The sequence below is a fragment of the Billgrantia bachuensis genome, assembly GCF_011742165.1.
GTDB lineage: Bacteria > Pseudomonadota > Gammaproteobacteria > Pseudomonadales > Halomonadaceae > Halomonas > Halomonas bachuensis.
The window spans coordinates 90,202-112,937 of record NZ_JAAQTO010000006.1 but is presented as its reverse complement, the minus strand read 5'-3'; the positions used below and the strand labels follow the sequence as shown (position 1 = coordinate 112,937).

21 protein-coding genes are annotated in these 22,736 nt (G+C 64.7%); 16 read left to right on the top strand and 5 right to left on the bottom strand.

Features of this window, described 5'->3' with window-relative positions; translation table 11 throughout:
- Positions 1-56 precede the first annotated feature (56 nt).
- From mpl to HBJ55_RS03290, 3 genes are all read left to right on the top strand, one after another.
- Positions 57-1,436, top strand: a complete 1,380-nt coding sequence (mpl, locus tag HBJ55_RS03300; RefSeq protein ID WP_167111013.1) for a UDP-N-acetylmuramate:L-alanyl-gamma-D-glutamyl-meso-diaminopimelate ligase — start codon at positions 57-59, stop codon at positions 1,434-1,436.
- Positions 1,429-2,046: a flavin prenyltransferase UbiX gene (locus HBJ55_RS03295; RefSeq protein ID WP_167111011.1), complete on the top strand. Its 618-nt coding sequence runs from the start codon at positions 1,429-1,431 to the stop codon at positions 2,044-2,046. Before mpl ends, HBJ55_RS03295 begins: the two co-directional genes overlap by 8 nt.
- Before the next feature lie 84 nt (positions 2,047-2,130).
- Positions 2,131-2,754 carry a LysE family translocator gene (locus HBJ55_RS03290; protein WP_206022173.1) on the top strand — a complete coding sequence of 208 codons (624 nt, stop codon included), beginning with the start codon at positions 2,131-2,133 and terminating at the stop codon, positions 2,752-2,754.
- A gap of 18 nt (positions 2,755-2,772) precedes the next feature.
- Here HBJ55_RS03290 and HBJ55_RS03285 read toward each other — a convergent pair whose 3' ends face one another.
- Genes HBJ55_RS03285 through HBJ55_RS03275 form a run of 3 tightly spaced genes read right to left on the bottom strand, consistent with a single transcriptional unit; the run spans position 2,773 to position 6,008 of the window.
- Entirely contained in the window at positions 2,773-4,170 is a 1,398-nt protein-coding gene (locus tag HBJ55_RS03285; RefSeq protein WP_167111009.1) for a bifunctional DedA family/phosphatase PAP2 family protein, read from the bottom strand.
- Between the two features lie 43 nt (positions 4,171-4,213).
- On the bottom strand, positions 4,214-5,146 hold the full coding sequence (locus HBJ55_RS03280) for a diguanylate cyclase domain-containing protein (RefSeq protein WP_167111007.1): 933 nt from the start codon (positions 5,144-5,146) through the stop codon (positions 4,214-4,216).
- Positions 5,139-6,008, bottom strand: coding sequence for a hypothetical protein (locus HBJ55_RS03275; protein ID WP_167111005.1), 870 nt, complete (start codon positions 6,006-6,008; stop codon positions 5,139-5,141). Before HBJ55_RS03275 ends, HBJ55_RS03280 begins: the two co-directional genes overlap by 8 nt.
- An 89-nt stretch (positions 6,009-6,097) precedes the next feature.
- Between HBJ55_RS03275 and HBJ55_RS03270 the strand changes: the two genes are divergently transcribed.
- From HBJ55_RS03270 to lipB, 11 genes are all read left to right on the top strand, one after another.
- Positions 6,098-7,399 (top strand): glutamate-5-semialdehyde dehydrogenase, encoded by a 1,302-nt coding sequence (locus tag HBJ55_RS03270; protein WP_167111003.1) that lies wholly within the window; start codon positions 6,098-6,100, stop codon positions 7,397-7,399.
- Positions 7,400-7,467: 68 nt separating this feature from the next.
- Entirely contained in the window at positions 7,468-8,097 is a 630-nt protein-coding gene (gene nadD, locus HBJ55_RS03265; RefSeq protein WP_167111001.1) for a nicotinate-nucleotide adenylyltransferase, read from the top strand.
- 66 nt (positions 8,098-8,163) lie between these two features.
- Positions 8,164-8,526: a ribosome silencing factor gene (gene rsfS / locus HBJ55_RS03260; protein ID WP_167110998.1), complete on the top strand. Its 363-nt coding sequence runs from the start codon at positions 8,164-8,166 to the stop codon at positions 8,524-8,526.
- Entirely contained in the window at positions 8,523-8,990 is a 468-nt protein-coding gene (gene rlmH, locus HBJ55_RS03255; RefSeq protein WP_167110996.1) for a 23S rRNA (pseudouridine(1915)-N(3))-methyltransferase RlmH, read from the top strand. Before rsfS ends, rlmH begins: the two co-directional genes overlap by 4 nt.
- Positions 8,991-9,031: 41 nt before the next feature.
- Entirely contained in the window at positions 9,032-10,939 is a 1,908-nt protein-coding gene (mrdA, locus tag HBJ55_RS03250) for a penicillin-binding protein 2 (RefSeq protein ID WP_167110994.1), read from the top strand.
- Between the two features lie 3 nt (positions 10,940-10,942).
- Positions 10,943-12,103 (top strand): rod shape-determining protein RodA, encoded by a 1,161-nt coding sequence (rodA, locus tag HBJ55_RS03245; protein ID WP_167110992.1) that lies wholly within the window; start codon positions 10,943-10,945, stop codon positions 12,101-12,103.
- Between the two features lie 61 nt (positions 12,104-12,164).
- Positions 12,165-13,229, top strand: coding sequence for a lytic murein transglycosylase B (mltB, locus tag HBJ55_RS03240; protein WP_167110990.1), 1,065 nt, complete (start codon positions 12,165-12,167; stop codon positions 13,227-13,229).
- Positions 13,226-14,203: a septal ring lytic transglycosylase RlpA family protein gene (locus tag HBJ55_RS03235; protein WP_167110988.1), complete on the top strand. Its 978-nt coding sequence runs from the start codon at positions 13,226-13,228 to the stop codon at positions 14,201-14,203. Before mltB ends, HBJ55_RS03235 begins: the two co-directional genes overlap by 4 nt.
- 51 nt (positions 14,204-14,254) lie before the next feature.
- Positions 14,255-15,460, top strand: coding sequence for a D-alanyl-D-alanine carboxypeptidase family protein (locus tag HBJ55_RS03230; protein ID WP_167110986.1), 1,206 nt, complete (start codon positions 14,255-14,257; stop codon positions 15,458-15,460).
- Between the two features lie 67 nt (positions 15,461-15,527).
- Positions 15,528-15,836 carry an HP0495 family protein gene (locus HBJ55_RS03225; RefSeq protein WP_167110984.1) on the top strand — a complete coding sequence of 103 codons (309 nt, stop codon included), beginning with the start codon at positions 15,528-15,530 and terminating at the stop codon, positions 15,834-15,836.
- Positions 15,837-16,529 carry a lipoyl(octanoyl) transferase LipB gene (gene lipB, locus HBJ55_RS03220; RefSeq protein ID WP_167110982.1) on the top strand — a complete coding sequence of 231 codons (693 nt, stop codon included), beginning with the start codon at positions 15,837-15,839 and terminating at the stop codon, positions 16,527-16,529.
- Between the two features lie 95 nt (positions 16,530-16,624).
- Here the strand turns inward: lipB and lipA are convergent, their stop codons facing one another.
- Both lipA and HBJ55_RS03210 read right to left on the bottom strand, forming a co-directional pair.
- On the bottom strand, positions 16,625-17,677 hold the full coding sequence (gene lipA, locus HBJ55_RS03215; protein ID WP_167110980.1) for a lipoyl synthase: 1,053 nt from the start codon (positions 17,675-17,677) through the stop codon (positions 16,625-16,627).
- 183 nt (positions 17,678-17,860) lie between these two features.
- Positions 17,861-18,850 (bottom strand): LysR family transcriptional regulator, encoded by a 990-nt coding sequence (locus tag HBJ55_RS03210; protein WP_167110978.1) that lies wholly within the window; start codon positions 18,848-18,850, stop codon positions 17,861-17,863.
- Between the two features lie 33 nt (positions 18,851-18,883).
- Between HBJ55_RS03210 and HBJ55_RS03205 the strand changes: the two genes are divergently transcribed.
- Both HBJ55_RS03205 and HBJ55_RS03200 read left to right on the top strand, forming a co-directional pair.
- Entirely contained in the window at positions 18,884-19,912 is a 1,029-nt protein-coding gene (locus HBJ55_RS03205; protein ID WP_167110976.1) for an ATP-binding protein, read from the top strand.
- 141 nt (positions 19,913-20,053) lie between these two features.
- Positions 20,054-22,552: a DUF3141 domain-containing protein gene (locus HBJ55_RS03200; protein ID WP_167110974.1), complete on the top strand. Its 2,499-nt coding sequence runs from the start codon at positions 20,054-20,056 to the stop codon at positions 22,550-22,552.
- The last annotated feature ends 184 nt before the right edge of the window (positions 22,553-22,736 follow it).

The following is a 22,736-nucleotide window of genomic DNA, read 5'->3' as shown; positions in this document are numbered from 1 at the left end:
TCCTTTCCGGCGGGCGCTGCCTGCCAGCTCTACCAGGTGATTAAGGTCGGAACTCCATGCACCTTCATATTCTCGGTATCTGCGGCACCTTCATGGGTAGTCTGGCCCTGCTGGCGCGCGACCTGGGGCATACCGTCACCGGTTCGGATACGGGCGTTTATCCGCCGATGAGCACTCAGCTCGAAGAGGCCGGCATCGGCCTGTATGAAGGCTATGCCGAGGCCAATCTGACGCCGCGCCCCGATCTTGTGGTGGTGGGCAACGCGCTGTCGCGAGGCAATCCCGAGGTCGAGGCACTGCTCGACCAGGGCATCCCCTACACCTCCGGACCGCAATGGCTGGCGGAGCATGTGCTGTGCGGACGTCGTGTCATCGCCGTGGCCGGTACCCATGGCAAGACCACCACGGCGAGCCTGGCCGCCTGGTTGTTGGAGTCGGCCGGGCTCGAGCCGGGTTTCTTGATCGGCGGTGTGCCGCGCAACTTCGGTGTGTCGGCCCGCCTCGGCGCTGCGGGATCTCCCTTCGTGGTCGAGGCCGACGAGTACGATACCGCCTTCTTCGACAAGCGCTCCAAGTTCGTCCATTACCGCCCGGAAATCGCTATCCTCGGTAACCTGGAGTTCGACCACGCCGACATTTTTGCCGATCTGGCCGCTATCGAGCGTCAGTTTCACCATCTGGTGCGTACCGTCCCGGGTCGCGGCCGGCTGCTGGTTGCCGATGGCGAGCCAGCACTCGACCGCGTGCTGGGCATGGGCTGCTGGACGCCGGTGGAGCGTTTCGGCGATGGTGCCGCGAGCCCCTGGCGGCTGGTGCTGGAGCGCGATGACGCCTCGCGCTTCCGGGTGGTGCACCAGCAGGGGGAGGTGAACGAGGACGCCGTGGTCGACTGGTCGCTGACCGGCACCCACAACGCACGTAATGCCTTGGCGGCACTGGCTGCAGCCCACGCCTGCGGCGTCGATCTGGCGCGAGGCTGCGCCGCGCTGTCTCGCTTCGAGACGCCGCGTCGACGTCAGGAGGTGCGCGGTGAGGTCGCCGGGATTCAGATCATCGACGATTTCGCCCATCACCCCACGGCTTTCGCTGCCACCCTCGAAGGGTTGCGTGCCGCCACGCCGCGCGGACGCCTGCTGGCGGTGATCGAGCCACGTTCCAATACCATGCGCCTGGGTACCATGCGCGCGCGCCTGGCGGCGAGCGTCGCCGCCGCCGACCTGGCTTTCTGGTACCAGCCGCCGGGTCTCGACTGGTCGCTGGCTCCGGTGGTGGAGGCCAGTCCCGTGCCGGCACGGATCGAGGAGGATATCGACGTCCTGGTAACGGCGCTGGTGGCCGAGGCGCGCCCACTCGATCGGATCGTGGTGATGTCCAACGGCAGCTTCGGCGGCATTCACGAGAAACTGCTCGCAGCGCTCGAGGTGGCCCATGGCTGAGCAGGCGCTGCGCCGACCGGTCACGGTGGCGATCACCGGAGCTTCGGGCGCCCAGTACGGCCTGCGCCTGGTCGAGGCGCTGGTGGCGGCCGGCCACGAGGTGTGGGTGATGATCTCCAAGGCCGCCCACCTGGTCATCGAGACCGAAACCGACGTTACCTTGCCGGCGAGACCCGAGCGGATGGCCCAGGCGCTCATCGAGCGCAGCGGGGCCGCCGAGGGTCAGATTCGTTGCTTCGGACGCGAGGACTGGATGGCGCCGGTGGCGTCGGGCTCAGGCGCGCCTTCTGCGATGGTGATCTGCCCCTGTTCCACCGGCACGCTCTCGGCAGTGGCTACCGGCGCCAGCAACAACCTGATCGAGCGCGCCGCCGACGTGGCGCTCAAGGAGCGCCGTCAACTGATCCTGGTGCCGCGCGAGACGCCGCTGTCGGCGATTCATCTCGAGCACATGCTGAGCCTGACCCGCATGGGGGCGGTGATCCTGCCGGCGGCACCTGGTTTCTATCACCGACCAGCGACGGTCGACGACCTGGTCGACTTCATCGTGGCTCGGATCCTCAACCAGCTTGGTATCGAGCATCGCTTGCTGCCGCGCTGGGGGGAGTGAGCGTCGCACCCGCACTGACGCCACCCGAGTGTCATCGAATCCTGGCAGGCTGGGTGCACAAGGACGAGACCTGAGACCCTTCTCATGATCAAGCTATCGCTGCTGACGGTGTTCGTGCCGACCTTTCTGTTCGTCTCGCTGACGCCGGGCATGTGCATGACCCTGTCGATGGTGCTGGGCATGACCCAGGGAGTGAAACGCACGTTGTGGATGATGAGCGGCGAGCTCGTCGGCGTCGGCCTGGTGGCGGCCGCGGCCGGCGCCGGCGTGGCTACCCTGATGCTGCGTCAGCCCGGGCTCTTTGCCGTGTTCAAGTGGGTCGGCGGCGCTTACCTCTGTTATCTGGGAGTGATGATGTGGCGCTCGCGCGGTCGCATGGCCATTCCGCTCGAGAGCATCGAGCTGGCGCCGGCCACGCGTGGCCAGCTGGCACTGCAAGGCTTCGTCACCGCGGTGGCCAATCCAAAGGGCTGGGCTTTCTTCGTCGCCCTGTTGCCACCCTTCCTCGACGCCTCGCGCCCGCTGGTAGGCCAGCTGAGCGCGCTGATTGCAGTGATCCTCACCATCGAGTTCCTGAGTCTGTTGCTGTATGCCGCTGGCGGCCGCGGCCTGAGGCGCGTGCTTGGCGAGAGCGGCAACATAAGGCTGCTCAATCGCATTGCCGGCACGCTGATGGTTGGCGTCGGCCTCTGGCTGGCGTTTGGCTGAGATCCGCGGCGGCGCTCGTCACACGGCCGGCAGCAGCGCCACCCGGGCGCTGAGCAATACCAGCGAGGCGACTGTCAGCCAGGGCCACGGACAGGGTGAGAGCGGAGCGTGAGGCTTGCGCTGCCAGGCCAGCCGCACCAGCGCGCAGACCACCAGCCCCAGCAGGCCGCCGCCGATCAGATCGGTCAGCCAGTGCACGCCGATGACCAGGCGCGACAGCGCCATGGGCAAGGTCAGGGCAATGGCCAGCCAGTAAGCCCAGAAGCGTCGCTGTGGTGGCAGCTCCTGGGCGATGAAGGCGGCAGCCAGGCCATACAGCACCACGGCGGACGAGGCGTGGGCGCTGGGGTAGGCCAACGAGCCGGTCAGGTAGTCGGGCGTATCCGGGCGTGGACGGCCGATCAGCGCTTTGCCCAGAATATTCAGCACGGCGATACCGCCGAGCCCGGCGCCGACATGGGCCAGGGCGGCCAGGTGTCGGCGGGCCAGCAGCCAGGCGCCCCAGGGCAGTACCAGGGCCAGAATGCCGACGATATCGCCGACGCGTGCCAGCAATTGACCCGCTTCGGGCAGCATCGGTACCACCAGGGCGTCGAAGAAAGCGTACACCTGTAGGTCGATGGGGAAGGGGCCGCGCTGGCGAATGACCGCAATGGTCAGGCCTGAAAGCCCACCGAGCGAGAAGATCAGCAGCAGCCAGCTGGCCAGCGGTATCTCGCCCTGCCAGCTACGTTTCAGCCAGGTCCGGCGCAGCAGGGGATGGCGCCTTGCACCGCGCGCCAGCATTCGGTAAATGCGTCCGGAACGGCTCACCTGATGACGCAGCCACGAGAAGGCTACTACCATCACCACGACGATCACGGCCAGTGTGATCAGCAACGCCTCCAGCCCCGCCGGGATCGTCAGCAACTGCTGCCAGGTCTGCCCGAGCAGATACCCGGGCAGCACATAGGCCGGCGCCCACAGGGCCGCCGAGGCCAGGTTGGCCCACAGGAAGGCCCGCGGAGACATGTGCAGCATGCCGGCGATCAGCGGAATGATGGGGCGAACCGGGCCGACGAAACGCCCGAAGAACACCGACAGGCTACCGTAGCGCTGAAAGAAGCGTGCGCCTCGAGCCAGCCACTCTGGATGGCGCGAAAGCGGCCACATTCGGGTGACCCGCTCGCGCTGGGTATAGCCCAGGGTAAAGCTGAGCCCGTCGCCGAGTATGGCACCGCCGAAGGCTGCCAGCAGTAGCGATGCCACGGACATGTCCTGATGGCCGGCCAGCGAGGCCGTTGCCGTGATCAGAACCACGCCGGGCAGCAGCAGGCCGATCAGGGCCAGCGACTCGAGCAAAGCGATGGCGCCCATGATGAACAGCAAAATTTCGGGAGAAGGGGCGAGTTGCAGCAGGGTTTCGGTCAGGCTCAAGCATCGGCTCCTTGGTTACCAGCTCCTGTACACAGCGATCGCTTCAGTTGTTGCTGAGATGTCGCGTCATGGTCAGCAGGCGCTGCTCAAAGCGCGGCCAGCTTTCCCCCGGAAGGCGCTGGCAGTGGGCAATTCTCACCTGCAGCGGCCCGGTATCCACCAGTACCGTGGTTTCAAGTGCTTGACCGACGCGTTGCTGCACCATCTGGACACCGCTCTGGCTGGTGTCCGGCAGTACCAGCCAGAAAGTGGAGGCGCTCTGCCGGCCGAGGAAGTCGTGGCGCCGCGAAAAGCGATTGACGACCAGACAAAGCGCATCGAGCAGAGCCTGACGCGCCCGGTTGCCGAACTGCTCGCTGGCCATCTCCAACTGAGGCAAGTGAAGCGTAAGTACGGCAAAGGGCTGGCCGAGGAACTGGGTGCGCTTGTATTCACTGGCCAACAGCTCATGCATGGCCTCGCGAGCCAGGGCGTTACAATGAGGGTCGCGGGGGTTGGTGGCATCCAGTAGCGCCTGCTGGCGGCGCTGCTCCCAGGGTACCAGAGCTGCCACCAGTGCCATGGCGACATAACTCAATGCCAGGTGAACATCCAACTGCGTGTCGCTGAGCAGGAGCCAGACCGGAGCCAGCAGAAGGTTGAGCAGCATGGCGGAGGCAAGGGGCAGCAGCAGCACCGTGAGCAAGGGGGCGAACCCTAGCCACATGATTCCCGCCTCGTCCAGCTGTGGCAGTTCCAGGGCCAGCATCAGATAGCCGGCTATCAATGCCAGATAGGCTGACAGCCGGGCCTGGCTGGCGCTGGCGATGCACATCAGGCAGGCCACCAGCATGACCAGGGCAAGCGATGCCGGCAGCAGGATGCGATTGTAATCGCCCATGAGATAACGCCAGATCGAATAGCCGCCCAGCAAGAGAGTGGCAATGGCATAGGCAACGACGATACGTGTCATATGGGTGCGGTTGTCGTCAGCCATGAGAGCTCTCCGTCTCGATCTGGAGGTCTTCGCGCTGGCGCTCGAAACGCTGCACCGCTTCCTCCAGCGTACCCAGGTCGCTCAACGGGGCGAAGCGGACCTTGGCGCTGGGGCGTAGCCCCTTGAGTAGCGCATGGCGCCGTTCGCTCGCCTGTTTGCCGTCCCGGCTGAGCAATAGCGTGGCCAGGGTGCGGTGATCGAGGCGGTAGCAGTTCTCGAATTCGTGAGTCAGGCGGCACAGGTCCTGGGCCAGCGGCCAGAGCTGGCGTCGCGAAGTGCGTAGCAGCATCAGTTCGGCGTGCACCCCTTCGCGCCTGCAGCGTGCGCGCTCACGACGCAAGTCGGTGGAAAGCTGCTGGCCGCTCCACAAGGGGAGCCCCGGCACCAGGCGCATACGTTGTCGTGCGGTGGAGCGTGTCGGCAACAAGTGACGGTTACGCGCCAGCCCAAGCAGCATCAGTGGCAGCAGTACCAGACCGGAGAACAGCGTCTGCTCGATCCCCAGCAAATCCGCCAGCATCCACCATGTCAGTACCGCCAGCGTACAGGTAAGGGTCAGCACCCAGCCGGGCTGTGGCAGCATCAGCAGGGCGGGCCAGACCCACAGCCACAGCGCGTGCCGTTCCGGATCGGCGGCGAGCAGGCCGGCCAGCAGCAGGCTGGGCAGCAGCTGCCAGGGCACGGTGGCGGGACGCCGGTGGCTCATTTCGAGCAGGCTGGCGGTCACCATCAGCCAGACGCTGGCCAGGACCAGCAACAAGGCGCTGGACAGCCGTTCCGACAGGTACGCCAGCAGGATCAACAGTAGCGCTGCGGCCCACAGGTTCAGGCGCATCAGCCCGACTTTGTACTTGCTCTGCATGGTGCCTTACTATGGAGGTCGACGTGGAGTCGCGCCAGTATAACGCCCGCAGCGCCATGTGGCGCTCTGCCAGGAGAACTTCGTTCAGCATGTCCGCTCACGCCTCCCAAACCGAACGTACCGAAGCCGCTATCGGTGATGTCACCGCCTACATGACTCGCCTTGGCCAGGCGGCACGTATTGCTGCCACCCACATGCGCCGTGCCGTCACGGGCGACAAGAACCGCGCCCTGCTGGCCATGGCCGAGCAGCTCCAGCATCGCCGCAGCGACGTGCTGGCTGCCAACGCCGCGGACATCGCACGTGGGCGTGACAACGGTCTGGAGCCTGCGCTGCTGGATCGCCTGGCACTGGATGAGGGCCGGCTCGACGCCATGGTGGAGGGGTTGCAGCAGGTGGCGGCACTGCCCGACCCCGTCGGAGAGATCGAAGGATTGCGCTTTCGCCCCAGCGGTATTCAGGTGGGTCAGATGCGAGTACCGCTCGGCGTGATTGGAATCATTTACGAGTCAAGGCCTAACGTGACCCTGGAGGCCGCCAGCCTGTGCCTGAAATCAGGCAACGCCAGCATTCTGCGTGGAGGCTCCGAGGCGTGCGACTCCAATGCCGCGATTGCCGTCTGCATACGCGAGGGGCTGCGTGTGGCCGGTTTGCCGGAGGATGCCGTACAGGTGGTGGCTACCACCGACCGTGCGGCGGTAGGGCAACTGATCGCCATGCCGGAATATGTCGACGTCATCATTCCCCGCGGTGGCAAGTCGCTGATCGAGCGTATCTCGCGCGAAGCGCGGGTGCCGGTGATCAAGCACCTGGACGGGGTATGCCATGTCTATGTCGACGCCACGGCGGATCCCGAGAAGGCCTTGGCGATAGCCGTCAATGCCAAGACGCAACGCTACGGCACCTGCAATACCATGGAGACGCTGCTCATCGATGCGCCCGTCGCCGCAGCGTTGTTGCCGCAGTTGGCCGACGCCTATGCCGAGCACGGCGTCGAGCTGCGCGGCTGCGATCGCACCCGGGCGATTCTGCCTGGTATGGCCGCCGCGGGCGAGGATGATTGGCATGCCGAATATCTAGCGCCGATCCTGGCGGTTCGCGTAGTCGACGGTATCGATGCCGCCATCGAGCATATCGAGCGCTACGGCTCGCACCACACCGATGCCATCGTCACGGAAGATTACGGACTGGCGCGTCGCTTCATGGCCGAGGTCGATTCCAGTTCGGTGATCGTCAATGCCTCGACCCGTTTCGCCGACGGCTTCGAGTACGGCCTGGGGGCCGAAATCGGCATTTCCACCGATAAGTTGCACGCCCGCGGGCCGGTGGGGCTCGAGGGCCTGACCACGCGCAAGTACGTGGTGCTGGGCGACGGCCAGGTTCGCCGGTGACTTCGCACCAGACCAGTACGCTACCTGCCCAACGTGCCGCGGTTCCTCTGGAACCGCCGCGAGTGGCCATGCTGGGGGGTACCTTCGATCCCGTGCACCTGGGGCACCTGCGTAGCGCCTTGGAGCTGCTCGAAGTCCTGCAACTGGATCGGGTGCACATGGTGCCGGCCAAGGTGCCGCCCCTACGTGACACGCCCCAGGTTACGCCCGAGGAACGCCTGACGCTGCTGCAACTGGGTATCGGCGACACGCCGGGGCTGGTCGCCGACCCCCGGGAGCTCGAGCGCGACGGGCCATCGTACAGCGCCGATACCCTGGCCAGCCTGCGCCGCGAATATGGCGATCAGGCAAGACTCGTCATGGCGCTGGGCCATGACGCCTTCCTGCGCCTGGCAGACTGGCACTCACCGCAGCGCCTCTTCGAGTTGGCCCACTTGGTGGTGATAGATCGTCCCGGCTGCGAAGCGCCGTTGACGACTGCCTTGGCCGAGCTGATCGAGGGGCGAGAAGTCTTTAGCCCCGGCGCATTGATGCGGCGCCCCGCGGGCGGCCTGTTGCGCCTTGCGTTGCCTACACGCTTGTCGATCTCGGCGACCGAGATTCGTCGGCGCCTCGCGTCGAATAGGAGCGTCCGCTTTCTGCTGCCAGAGGCCGTTGAAGGGAGAATTCTCGACAACTTGCTTTATCGACGTCGTTGAGCGCTGCCAGCGGCTTCCCAAGACGCTACAATGGCGGCGACCAAGACTTCCCGTTGATGAGGGGCTATGCAGAACGATTCGCTCAAGACTCTGGTGGTAGAGGCGTTGGATGACCTGAAGGCCAAGGACGTTGCGCAGCTGGACGTATCCCGGCTGACCAGCGTTACCGACCTGATGATCGTGGCCAGCGGTACTTCCACGCGTCACGTTGCTGCGCTTGCAGAGCACGTGGTCCATCAGGCCAAGGCCAACGGTGTCCAGCCGCTGGGAGTGGAGGGGCAGGCCGGGTCCGACTGGGTCCTGGTTGACCTGGGCGATCTGGTCGTCCATGTCATGCTCCCCGAGACCCGCCAGTTGTACGACCTGGAACGGCTGTGGGCCGATTTGCCGAGCGACTCGGAGCAGCAGCAGGAACACGGTGGCGCATGAGGATCCGCCTGCTGGCGGTCGGCACACGCATGCCTGGCTGGGTCACCGAAGGTGTCGAGGAGTATCGCAAGCGTCTGCCTCGCGATTTTGCAATGGAGGTCGAGGAGATCGCTCCCGGTCAGCGTGGCAAGAACGCCGACACGGCCAGAGCCGTGGCGCTCGAAGCCAAGCGTATTCGCGAGCGGCTGCGTGGTGATGAACTCACGGTCGCGCTCGAGGTCGATGGAAAGAGCTGGAGCACCGAGCAATTGGCCCGGGAAGCCGAAACCTGGCGCCATGAGGGACGCGATGTGGTGTTACTGGTCGGTGGGCCGGACGGGTTGGCCCCGGAACTTTCGGCGGCGGCCGACCGACGCTGGTCGCTGTCACCGCTGACCCTTCCCCATCCGCTGGTCAGGGTGATTTTGGCCGAACAGCTCTACCGCGCCTGGACCCTGATGGTAGGGCACCCCTACCACCGCTGAACGGCGGCTTTACGACAACCTGAGTCGAGACAATTTTCGGCATGCGCGACCGCCGTGACACTTTGAAGAACCCCGAACAAGAGCTACGCATCTTTCGTGTGCGGGCGTTTCTTGCCGTATTGACGATCCTGCTCTTGACGGGATTGTTGATGGGGCGGCTGGTGTATCTGCAGGTGGTCCAGCACGAGGTCTACAGTACCCGTTCCGAGAAGAATCGCGTAAGGGTGGAGCCGCTACCGCCCACTCGTGGATTGATCTACGACCGCAACGGCATACTGCTGGCCGAGAATCGCCCCACCTATAACCTGACCCTGACGCGCGAACGGGTCGAGGATCTCGATGCTACCCTCGATCGGCTGGAGGAGTTGCTGGCGCTGACCCCCGAAGAGGCCGAGGGCTTTCGCATTCGCGCACGTCAACGTCAGCGGCCGTTCCAGCCAGCCCTGCTGATGAGCGATCTCGACGAGGCGCAGATCGCCCGGCTGGCAGTCAACCGGCATCGCCTCCCCGGGGTCGAGGTCGAGGCCCAGCTACTGCGCTACTACCCCGATGCCCAAGTCATGGCGCATGCCCTGGGCTATGTCGGTCGCATCAACGCCGACGAACTCAAGGAGCTCGATCCCGGGCGTTACGCCGGTACCCATTTCATCGGCAAGACCGGGGTGGAGCGCTTCTACGAGGACGTGCTTCACGGTCAGGCCGGGCTGCGTCAAGTGGAGACCAATGCCCGTGGCAGGGTGCTGCGCGAACTGGGCCGTACCGACCCGGTCCCGGGGCAGAACCTGACGTTGACGTTGGACAAGGAGTTGCAGCTGCTGGCCTACGAGCTGCTCGACAACCGCCGCGGTTCGATCGTCGCCATCGCCCCCCAAACCGGCGAGATCCTGGCCATGGTGTCGGCGCCCGGGTTCGACAGCAACCAGTTCGTCACCGGGATCGATTTCGCCTCCTACCGCGCGCTGCAGGAGGATATCGACCTGCCGCTGTTCAACCGAGCCATTCGCGGCCAGTATCCGCCAGGCTCGACGATCAAGCCATTCCTGGCGCTGGCCGGTCTGGCCGAGGGGGTCATCACCCCGGAGAAGACCATCAACGACCCGGGGTTCTACCAGTTGCCCAATGACAGCCGTCGCTACCGCAACTGGTTGCGCTGGGGACATGGGCGCGTCGACATGGAGCGCGCCATTGCCGTCTCCAACAACACCTACTATTACTCGCTGGCGCATGAGCTGGGCATCGACCGCCTGCACGAGCAGATGAGCGCCTTTGGCTTCGGCCAGCGCGTCGGCCATGACGTTTTCGGAGAGAGCAGTGCGCTGATGCCGTCGCGGGATTGGAAGCGGGCTCGCTTCAACCAGCCCTGGTACCCCGGGGAAACGCTCTCGGTCGGCATCGGCCAGGGCTATTGGCAGGTCACTCCGCTGCAACTGGCAACGGCCACCGCGGTGCTCGCCAATCGCGGCCAATGGGTGAGGCCGCGTCTGGCGAGGCGGATCGGTGACGATGAGGTGCCGACGGAGCTACCGGACACCCCCGACGATATCGTGATCAGCAATGAAGGCTGGTGGGACCGAATCTTCACCGGCATGGAGAAGGTTCTCAGCGGGCAAGAGGGAACGGCCAGGCGCACCGGTGTGGATCTCGAATACAGGATGGGTGGCAAGTCCGGCACCGCCCAGGTCTTTTCGCTGGGGCAGGACCAGCGCTACAACGCCGAAGAGCTGGCGGAGCGACTACGCGACCATGCGCTGTTCATGGCCTTTGCCCCGCTGGAGAATCCGCAGATCGCCGTTGCCGTGATCGTGGAGAATGCCGGCGGGGGAAGTACTCATGCTGCACACCTGGCACGGGCCATGACCGACGCCTGGTTACTGGAAGAGGAGGCCCCGGACGTCGAGGAGGTGCGTGAGGTGATGGAAAACGACACCGGCAGCGTGGCGGGGAACTGACAGATGACGTTGATGGGATTGACACGGGGGCTGCGGGCCCGGCCGGTGCGGGCTCCGGAAAGTGGTATTTCGCGGCGCAAGAGCATCTGGGAACGGACGCACCTCGACCCCTGGCTGCTGCTGCTGCTGCTGGTACTGCTGGTCGCTGGGCTGGGGGTTCTCTACAGTGCCAGCGGTCAGCGCATCGAAGTGGTCATGGCGCAGGGAACGCGCTTTCTGGTCGCGGTCGTGGTGATGCTGGTATTGGCACAACTGCCGCCTGGTACATTGTTGCGCTGGGCACCGCTGGTCTACGGCGGCGGCCTGCTGATGCTGGTGGCCGTCGAGCTGGTGGGGGATATGGGCATGGGGGCGCAGCGCTGGCTGGAAATCCCCGGTGTGATCCGCTTCCAGCCCTCCGAGCTGATGAAGTTGGCCATGCCTCTGATGCTGGCGGCATGGCTGGGCCGGCGCGCACTGCCCCCGCGCTGGAAGGACCTGTTGGTCTGTGCGGTGATACTCGGCGTGCCCATCGTGCTGATCGCCAAGCAGCCGGACCTGGGCACCTCGCTGCTGGTGGGGTGTGCCGGGATCTTCGTCGTGTTGATGGCGGGGCTCTCGTGGCGCTTTATCGGTCTGCTCTGCGTCGCGGCGGCGGCGGCGCTGCCGCTGCTGTGGATCAATCTGCACAACTACCAGCGCCAGCGGGTATTGACCTTTCTCAATCCCGAAAGCGACCCTCTCGGAGCCGGTTGGAACATCATTCAATCGACCACGGCCATCGGTAGCGGTGGACTGTGGGGCAAGGGGTGGTTGCAGGGGACCCAGTCCCAGCTCGAGTTCCTGCCCGAGCGGCACACCGACTTCATCGTGGCAGTGCTAGGCGAAGAGTTCGGTCTGGTGGGTATGCTGCTCATACTGCTGCTCTATCTTTTGATCGTGGTCCGCGGACTGTGGCTTGCCACCGCCGCGCACGATACCTTCGGGCGCTTACTGGGTGGCAGTATCATTCTCACCTTCTTCATCTACATCTTCGTCAACGTGGGCATGGTCAGCGGAATTCTACCCGTGGTCGGGGTGCCTCTTCCGCTGGTCAGTTACGGTGGGACCTCCAGCGTGACCTTGATGGCGGGATTCGGTATTCTCATGTCCATTCATGGGCATCGCCGCCTGCTGCCGCGATAATGGCTGGGTGCAGAGTGTGCGAGCCCGGACGATGTGGCCCCGATCAGGGAGTGGCGCAAGCATGAAGCCATCGAGAAAGTGGAAAGGGGCTGGCGGTGTGCTGGTGGCCACGACGCTATGGATGCTGGCGCCGGCCTTGCATGCCGCGGATTTTGCCCCTGCGCAGCACGAGGGGGCGAGGGGGCTGGTCAGCGAGCTCACTGAGCGCGGTATCGAGCGCGACTGGTTGGAGGCGGCACTGCAGGATGCCGTCTTCCAGCAGGGCGTGCTCGATGCCATGGCAGGCGCGGCAGAGCGTCGGCTACGCTGGGACGAATACCGCGAGATCTTCCTTCAGCCGGAACGAATCGCCCGTGGTGTCGCCTTCATCGAGGCTCATGACGACGCCTTTTCCCGCGCCCGAGCAGAGTACGGCGTGCCGCCGGAAATCATTGCCGCCATCATCGGCGTCGAAACCAGCTACGGCCGCTTCACCGGACGTCATCGCGTACTCGATTCCCTGGCCACGCTGGCCTTCCATCACCCGGCTCGCGGCAATTTCTTTCGCGGCGAACTGGCCGCTTTCCTCGAGATCAGCCACGAACAGGGTGTCGACCCCGCTAGCCTCATGGGCTCTTATGCCGGCGCTATGGGCTACCCCCAGTTCATTCCCACCAGCTACCGCGCCTACGCGGTGGATTTCGATGGCGACGGCCAGCGTGACCTGTGGACCAACCCGGTCGATGCCATCGGCAGTGTGGGCAACTATTTCGCTGAGCATGGCTGGCGTCGCGACGAACCCATCTATGCCGAAGCCGAGGGGCCCGATATGCCTCCCGAGGCGGTCGAGTTCAACCGCACCCAACGGCCTTACCTCGACCTGAGCGAGTTGGAGCAGGCCGGCATCGTGCCTCGAGCAGAACTCGACGCCGCGACGACGGTCATTCCGCTGGCGTTGGAAGCTGACGATACGGCCTGGCGTTATCGCCTGGGGTACGAGAATTTCTATGTCATTACCCGCTACAACCATAGTCATTTGTATGCCATGGCCGTGACCGAGCTGGCCGAAGCGATAGCGGATCAGCGCGCCCTCGAGCCCTTTCCGCTGTCCGCGTCCGTAGCCGCCGAGCAGGAGGAGTCGCTGTGAGAAAGGTGTGGGCGGCATTGATCGTGACGACGCTGGTGGCTGGCTGTGCCGGCAGCGGTTCGAACGCCCCGGCGCAGCGCAGCGGCGTGTCGCAGGGGCCCGCCGCAACGTCGGCGGAAGGGGAGCGCTACGCCATGAGTGGCGATGCCTACCCGGAGGACCCGCCGGACGTGAGCCAGATTCCCGATGCCGTACCGCGTGTCGAAGCGCCCTCGCGAGGAGGCAACCGTCCGGTCTACGAGGTGTGGGGCAAGACCTATCGTGTGCTCCCGGATGCCCGCGGCTATGCGCGGCAGGGCACGGCATCGTGGTATGGCGAGAAGTTCCACGGTTATGCCACGTCCAACGGCGAGATCTATGACATGTACAAGATGAGCGCGGCGCACCGCTCACTGCCGTTGCCGACCTACGCCCGGGTCACGAGTCTCGACAATGGCCGTTCGGTGATCGTGCGTGTCAACGATCGTGGCCCCTTTCACAGCGATCGCGAAATCGACCTTTCCTATGCCGCTGCGGCAAGACTCGATATCCTTGACCGTGGCACCGGCCGGGTGAAGGTCGAGGCCATCGATCCTGTTGTCTGGCTGGCTGAAAATGGCGGCGGTGAAGCGAACCGATCAGCAGCGGCTCCAGCCCGACCGGAGAGCGTTACGACGCCACGCAGCGACACGGCAGCGACGACGGCGAGTACCGATACGGTCTCGGAGACCGCTGCTGGCGACAAACCCGACGAGGCAGGCGGCTCGGTGCCGATCTATCTGCAGATCGCAGCGCTGGGCTCGGCCGACAATGCCCAGGCGCTCAAGGCTCGTCTCGAGCGTGAATTGTCGCATCCGGTGCGTGTCGCGGATGGCACCGGTATGTACCGGGTCCAGGTGGGTCCTCTGGCCCATGCCGGGCAGGTCGAGCCCGTTCGCGATGAACTGAGACGTGCCGGCTTCGACCAGGCCTTTATCGTCAACGGCGCCAATTGATTGGCGCACTTTCCCTTGATACTTCTCGACGCAGCAATGAGATCCATGCCCATGCGAGTACTGCTTTCCCGTTTCCGCTCACGGCTCCTGCCGTTGACGCTGCTGAGCCTGCTATTGGTCGTTTCCCAGGTCCTGGCCCAGACGGTGCCGACACCACAACCTCAAACCTTGATACCCGCACCACCGCAGGTTGCGGCCAAGTCGTGGATATTGATGGATGCCGATAGCGGCAGGGTACTGGCGGAGCACAACGCCGACGAGCGCCTGCCGCCGGCGAGCCTGACCAAGTTGATGACCGCTTATCTGGTCGAGCGCGAGCTGAATCGCGGTAACATCAGCATGGACGATAGCGTGCGTATCAGCGAGAACGCCTGGCGTACGGGCGGCTCCAAGATGTTCATCGAAGTCAATACCGACGTCTCGATCCGTGACCTGCTGTACGGAATCATCATTCAGTCCGGCAACGATGCCAGCATCGCCGTAGCAGAACACCTGGCTGGTGGCGAGGCGCCCTTCGCCGACATGATGAATCAGCACGCGTCGCGGCTTGGCCTGAGCAACACCCATTTCGTCAATGCCACGGGGCTTCCTCACCCCGAGCACTACTCCTCGGCTCGCGATCTGGCGCTGCTGTCCCAGTACATCATCGACGACTATCCCGAGCATTACGCCATCTACGCCGAGAAGTACTTCACCTACAACGATATTCGTCAGCCCAATCGCAATCGGTTGCTGTGGCGCGACCCGACGGTGGATGGACTGAAGACGGGCCATACCGAAGAGGCCGGATATTGTCTGGTGGCTTCGGCCGTACGCGATGACATGCGCCTGATCGCGGTAGTGATGGGCACCAGCTCCGAGGAGGCCCGTGCACAGGAGACCCAGAAGCTGCTCAGCTACGGATTTCGCTACTTCGAGACCCTCAAGCTCTATGAACAGGGGGCGGTATTGAATACGCCGCGAATCTGGGGGGGCGAGAAGGATGAGCTGCGCGTTGGCGTCGACAGCGATGTCGCCATGACACTGCCGCGCTCGCGTAACCATGAACTAAGCGCTCGCCTGGACATACGTCCGGACCTCACCGCACCGATCAGTCTCGGCGATCGAGTCGGGACCCTCGAGGTGCGTCTCGGCGAGGAGGTCGTGGGCGAACAGGAGCTGGTGGCTCTCGAGTCGATCGAGGAGGGCGGACTGTTCAAGCGACTTTTCGACCAGGTACGGCGCTTCTTCAGCAACCTGCTCAGCGGCTGGCTCTAGGGACGGCTTGGTCGACGGGAAATAGTTGAGTAAAATGCTCGGAAATTGTCTTCGAGACCTTAGAGCCATGACAGACAACAAACTGCGTGATTTGCGTCAGCCAGCGGCAGCAAATGTCGCTGCACCGACGATCACCTTCCCCTGCGATTACCCGATCAAGGTGGTGGGGGACGCTGCCGAGGATTTCACTGCTAGCGTGTGTCAGGTGGTGCTGCGTCATGACGCCAGCTTCGATGCGTCAAGCATCGAAGTGGTGGAGAGTCGCAATGCTCGCTTCCTGTCGGTGAGACTGACTCTGCGCGCCACCGGCGAGGCCCAGCTCAAGGCGCTTTTCGCCGATCTCAAGGCTACCGGCCGCGTGCACATGGTGGTGTGAATGACCGAGGATGGCCGTGCCTCACCAATCGCTCTGCTGGACTTGGGGCGGCGCCCCTATCTGCCAGTGTGGCAGGCCATGCGCGAGCTTACTGACAACCGCGGCGAAGCGACGCCGGATCAGTTCTGGCTGGTGGAGCATGAACCGGTTTTCACCCAGGGCCAGGCGGGTAAGCCCGAGCATCTGCTGATGCCGGGCGATATTCCGGTGGTGCAGACGGATCGTGGCGGGCAGGTGACCTACCACGGCCCGGGTCAGGTGGTGCTCTATCCGCTGCTCGACGTACGTCGGGCACGGCTCGGCGTGCGCGAACTCGTCTCGGCGCTCGAGAATGCCGTCATTGCCGTGCTGGCCGAACAGGGTGTCGTGGCACGGGCGCGCCCGGACGCGCCTGGGGTCTACGTCGGCGAGGCCAAGATCGCCTCGCTGGGCCTGCGTATCCGGCGTGGTGCGAGCTATCATGGCGTGGCGCTGAACGTCGAGGCCGACCTGGCGCCGTTCCAGCGCATCAACCCCTGCGGCTATGCCGGCATGGCCATGACCCGCCTGGCCGACCTGATCCCCGAGCCGCCCTCCACCCAACGGGTCGGCGTGCGGTTGGCCGAGTGCCTGGCACACCAGCTGGGGCGCAGCCTGATGCGGGTCGATGCAGAGGAACTGTCTGGGTGGCCGGCTACTGCCGGCGTCGATTGAAATGCCGCCGTAATACGTAGCTACCAGGCAGCGACGACGAAGGCGACCGAATAAGGTCGCCTTTGTCATGTTGGGCTATCCGGTTGCGGCGTGTTTCAGCCGACATTGACCGCCTGAATGCGATCGGGGTCGGGTGCCTGACCCGGCACTTTGGCCGGTGCGGCCAGTCCCAGATTGTTCTTCTCGAATACCCGATCGGCACGGTAGCTGGAGCGCACCAAGGGGCCGGAAGCCACCTCCATGAAACCTTTCTCCAGGCCGAGCCGGCGATAGCGTTCGAACTCGTCCGGCGTGACCCAGCGCTCGACCGGCAGGTGGTTGCGGGTGGGACGCAGATACTGGCCGAGGGTGACGATATCCACATCGATGGCGCGCAGGTCGTCGAAGGTTGCGAGTATTTCTTCGTCCGTCTCTCCGAGTCCCAGCATCAGGCTGGTCTTGGTCAGCACATCGGGGCGATAGCGCTTGGCATGGGCCAGCACGTCGAGAGTCTTGCGATAGCCGGCCCGTGGGTCTCGCACATAGTGTGTGAGCCGCTCCACGGTTTCGACGTTCTGGGCGAACACCTCGAGGCCGGAATCGACCACTCGCTCGATGGCGGCAGGGTCACCGTCGAAGTCGGGCGTCAGCGCCTCGACCACCACCGCCGGCGTATTGGTCTTGATCGCCCGGACGCACTCGGCATAGTGGGCAGCGCCGCCGTCTGTCAGGTCGTCGCGGTCGACCGAGGTCAGTACCACGTAGCGCAGCCCCATCAGCTCCACCGACTTGGCGGTGTTGGCCGGTTCCTCGCTATCCAGCCAACCACGGGGGTTGCCGGTATCGACGGCACAGAAGCGGCAGGCGCGGGTGCACACCGAGCCCATCAGCATGATGGTGGCGGTGCCGTTGCTCCAGCACTCGCCCATGTTGGGGCAGTGCGACTCGGCGCACACGGTGCTCAGGCGATGCTCGTTGACATTGCGCTTCACCGCCTCGAAGCGGCCGCCGCCGGGAATCTGGGCGCGCAACCATTGCGGCTTGCGTCCCGGTTCGGGGCGCTCCTCGGCCTGGTCGCGCTGCTTCATGCCGTCCTTGATGGCGGCAAAGCCATGCTCGGTGCGGAACTTCGCGCCGCTTGGCACGCGTTTTGAGGTGTTGTCGCTCATAGGGTGTGAGCCCCTCCACTCGGCGGCTGCCACAACCATGCCTGGGTGCCGCGGTACGTCGTGTACCGGGGCAGCACCAGCCCGCATGGCCGGCAATTGATACGATGGTCGCAGGCCCGTAATCTATCATATTCGCGCCTGCCTGGCACAGCGGCCGGAGTCGCCGCTCGGCCAGTCAAGCCTTCAGCCGGGAGGTATCGGCAGGCAGACCACGCCATGATCGGGCATCGGCTGCGGTGTCGCCTTGAAATGCGCCTCGATCTCGCCCAGTCGCTCGCGTACGAAGCGCAGGAACAGCTCGGTCACCGGGGTGGGAAAGCGATCTCTGGGGTAGACCGTGCACCAGGAGCGGCGCAGGGGAAAACCCGGCAGGGACAGCTCGGCCAGTAGTCCCGCGCCGAGTTCCAGGCGTACGGACAGCCGCGGCAGCACCGTCACGCCCAAGTGCGCCATCACCCCTTGCTTGATCGCCTCGTTGGTCCCCAGCTCCATGGTATGCTGAAGCGCAACGTCCTGTTCGGCGGCGAGCTCTTCGAAGGCGGTGCGCACCCCCGAGCCTGACTCACGCATCAGTAGATAGTGTCGGGCCAGATCCTCCAGAGTGGGGGAGTGAGCCTCGAGCAATGGGTGGCCGGGCCAGACGATGGGAATCAGCTCATTTTCCAGGAACGGCATGAAAACCAGGTTGTCGTCATCCTCGGGAACCATCGCCATGATCACCAGGTCGTCGCGGCGAGCCGCCAGCCGCTCCAGTGCCTGGCTGCGGTTGCACACCTGCAACCGAACCTGAACGTTGGGATAGTGGGCGCGGAAGCGGGCGATCAGGTGCGGCACCACGTACTGGGCCGTCGAGACGGCTGCCAGGTTGAGTTCGCCGGAAATCGTACCGTCCATGTCCGACAGCGCCATCTGCAAGCGCGAGACCTGGCCAAAGATAGCCTGTGTCGATGCCGCCAGTGCATCGGCGGCCGGCAACACATGTAGGGTCTTGCCGGAATACTTGAACAGCGGTTGGCCCAGGGCTTGCTCGAGCTGGCGGATCTGCGCGCTGACTGCCGGTTGGGTCAAGCCCAGCCGTTCGGCAGCCCGCGAATAGGACTGTTGGCCATGCACGGCCTGGAACACCTGCAACTGGCGAAAGGTCAGGCGGTTCAGCAGGCTAGGCGTCGTCATCGATCAATCCGCTAGAAGGGTCGGGGAGGCCCGTTGAAGAAGCTTATCCATGCTATCACTGCCGGCGACCAGGGTCATGCCGATAGCCTCGGCCGGCAACGGCAGTTGCCAACCGCCCCTTATCTCGATGCTCTGCGCCAGGGGGGCTGGCGCGGTGTCTTGCTGGCGGGTAGCGGGCTGGCTGCGCTGCGTGCCGGCCAGGCCTGCGCTGAACTCGAGCTGGCCTGGTGCGACAGCGCTGGTGCGACCGGCGATACCTTGGTGGAGCGAGCCCAGCGGCTGGGCTGCGACGCTGTGCATCCCGGGGAAGCGACCGCCGAGGAGCAGTGGCGTCTCGCCCGTGGTTGTTCGCGTGCCGGACTGGCCTTCATCGGTCCGCCCGAAAGCCTTGTCGCCGTCATGTGCGACGACGGTGCCTCCCGGCAGCTGATGCGTGAAGCGGGGCTGCCCTTGGGCGAGGCGTCGGCGCCGCGGGTACACCTGCCGGTACTGGCTGATTGTCGCGGCCAGGCACTGGCTCTGGTCGAGCATGAGCTGCTCGGCGAAGGGTTCGCCATGGCACCCAGTGAGCGACTGACCCCGGAGCAGCGCGCCTATCTCGGGCAGCTTGCCGTGCAGGGTGCTCGCTCGCTCGGCCTGGTCGGCCTGGCAACGCTGAGTTTCTCGCTGACCGACAATCGGCTGGGTTTTGTTGGCATGCGCCCTGGCCTGACGGGCTACGAGGGTCTGGCCGAGGTCCTGACCGGTCTCGACTTGGCGGTGGAGCAAATTCGGCTGGTGGCGGGTGAACGCCTCAGGCGTCCGCGGGTCGGGCACATGGGGCATGGCCCGGGGCGGCCAGGCCAGGCACGCTGGCGCCTGCTCTCTTCGATAACGGGCCAGTTGTGCGGTGGGCCGGGGGTCAGGCTCGATCGGTCCTCCCAATCTATTGCCGAGACTGAAGTGCGGCTGTTGACCTGGGGGCGAGATGGGCCGGAGGCTGGCCGTCGCGAGCGACGCGCGCTGGCCGAGTGGCGTGGCGATCCAGGGGGCGTGGGGGGCGCTGCCGGTGAACAGGGCTGAGCGAAACCACCGTCCAGTCACAAAAAATCGACAAAACGGCTGCGTCGAGACGGCGCAGGGGGTACTATGCTTGTTGCACCGCAGCATATTTACTCCTCCCGATGTCGATGCGTTTGCCATCGGAGAAACCTGGAGCCGAACATGAACTCACTCTTGCCGACACCCTCCAAAGAAGCCTTCAGCTTCCTGGACCCATTCGGTTTCGGCCGTGCCGCCTTCGACTACTGGCGAGACGCCGTCGAACGCAGCGTGCTGTACATGGACGTGATGCGCGAGCGTGGCAATCAGTACCTTGAACATATCGAGAAGACCAAGCCCAACGTGCTTGGCTTCGACGCCGAAGTCGTGATGGATGGCCGCAGCCTGCCGCGGCCGGTGAACTACGAGCTGATGCGCATCCTGCCTCCGCCCGACGTCGAGATCGATCTCCAGTCGCGGCCCTTCGTGGTCGTCGACCCGCGAGCCGGACACGGTCCCGGTATCGGCGGCTTCAAGCCGGACAGTGAAATCGGCGTTGCCCTGCGTGCCGGCCATCCCTGCTATTTCATCGGCTTTCTGCCTTATCCCGAGCCTGGCCAGACGGTCGAGGACGTGGTGGAGGCGGAGATCGCCTTCCTGCGTCGGGTGATCGAGGATCATCCGCAATCGTGCGAAAAGCCCATGGTGGTGGGCAATTGCCAGGCGGGTTGGCAGATCATGATGGCAGCTTCGCTCGAACCCGACTGTTTCGGGCCGATCCTGATCGCCGGTGCGCCTCTCTCCTACTGGGCTGGCGAGCGGGGCAAGGCTCCCATGCGCTACACCGGTGGCATGACCGGCGGCAGCTGGATGACGACCCTGGCCAGCGACCTGGGCGACGGCCTGTTCGATGGCGCCCTGCTGGTGCAGAACTTCGAACGTCTCAACCCGGCCAACACCTGGTGGGGCAAGCAGTATCGACTCTACGCCAACGTCGATACCGAGGCCGAACGCTATCTCAACTTCGAGCGCTGGTGGGGTGGCCACGTGGTACTGGGCGGTGAGGAGATCCAGTACATCGTTGACAACCTGTTCGTGGGCAACCGGCTCTCCACCGCGCAACTGGTCACCTCGGACGGACGCCGCATCGACCTGCGCAACGTGCGCTCGCCGGTGGTGGTGTTCTGCTCCCAGGGCGACGACATCACCCCGCCGCCGCAGGCGCTGGGCTGGGTGCGGGATCTCTACGGCGATACCGACGATATCGTTGCCAGCGAGCAGACCATTGTTTATTGCGTGCATGACAGTACCGGCCACCTGGGCATCTTCGTGTCGAGCAGCGTGTCACGCAAGGAGCATGCCGAGTTTACCGCCAACATCGACTATATCGACGTGCTGCCGCCGGGCCTCTACGAGACCACGGTGACTAGTGCTGCCGAGCGCGATGATGCCGAGCTGATCGAGCGCGACTACCTGCTCGAGTTCAAGGCGCGCTCCATCGAGGGGCTCAATCGGGACGTATTGCATCATCGCGAGGACGACGACGCGCGCTTTGCCACCGTGGCGCGCATCTCGGAGATCAATCTTGGGCTCTATCGCCAGTTCATCCAGCCCTGGATTCGTGCGGTAATCACGCCGGAAGCGGCACGCCTGATGCGCCGCATGCACCCGATCCGCCTGGGCTACAAGCTGCTGTCGGATCGCAACCCCCTGTCGGTGCCGCTCCCGGTGCTCGCCGAGTGGGTGCGCGAGGATCGCCATCCCGTCTCCGAAGACAACGTCCTGCGTACCATGGAGAGGGCCGTTTCCGAGCAGATTACCCGTGGGTTGGACACTTGGCGCGAGATTCGCGACCAGAGCACCGAGCACCTTTTCCTGGCGGTCTATGGCCAACCACTGCTGCAGGCCATGGTCGGACTGGGCGGCGACGCCCATGTGCATCGTCGCCAGCCCGGCAGCGAACCCGAGCATCGTCGCTTCCTCGAACGGCGCCAGGACGAACTGCGCCAGCGGGTAGCCGAGGGTGGCATCCATGAGGCCGTGATGCGCTCGGTGATTCACGTGCTGGGCGGCGCCCCCACGACCGACGAGCGCAACTTCAAGCGTCTGCGGGCCTCGCGCGCCGAGCTGGAGCCGGGCAGCAGTCTCTCCGACTTCAAGCATCTCGTGCGCGAGCAGTTCTTCATTCTCAAGCTGGATCGCGACGCTGCACTGGCAGCAATCCCCCAGTTGCTGGCTGGCGAACGGGCCGAAGCGATTCGTGCTTCCCTTGAGCATATCGACCACGTGCTGGCAGCCAGCGGTGAGCTTTCCGAACACGCACGCAAGCGCTACGAGCACATTCGTGAACTGTTCGGCGAGGCGCTGGAGCGTGTCGACCCGGTTGAGCATCGCCAGGCGCTGGCCGAGCTTCACGACGAGGTGGCGATGGGCGCCAAGGCCGAGACTGCAGCCCGCAGCGAGGTAGCGAAACTGCTCAAGGCGGAACCCGCACCACCCAAGCCCGAACCCGCGGCACCCAGGTCCGAACCCGCGACACCGAAGCCCGAACAGCCCAGGCAATCCGCTGGCGAAAAGGCGCGGAAGCAGGCTTCCAGGCCCAAAGCCGTTAGCCAATCCGACGCTAGCAGTAGCGAGGCAAGCAACAAGCCGGGCGCTTCGCGCAAGCCGCGCAAGCGCTGAGCGAGAGGTTTGCCAGCACGTTTCAGCGCCCCTGCCGCAAGCGGCAGGGGCGCTGGTCGTTTGGCAATCGTGAAGTTGCGGCAACGGTATGACCGACTTGATGCTACTTTCACATTGCTGCTTTACTGCCGCCATGGCGGAAGCGACTGGCGTGAAACGGGTTGCTGGGGTAGGGTAAGCGGAT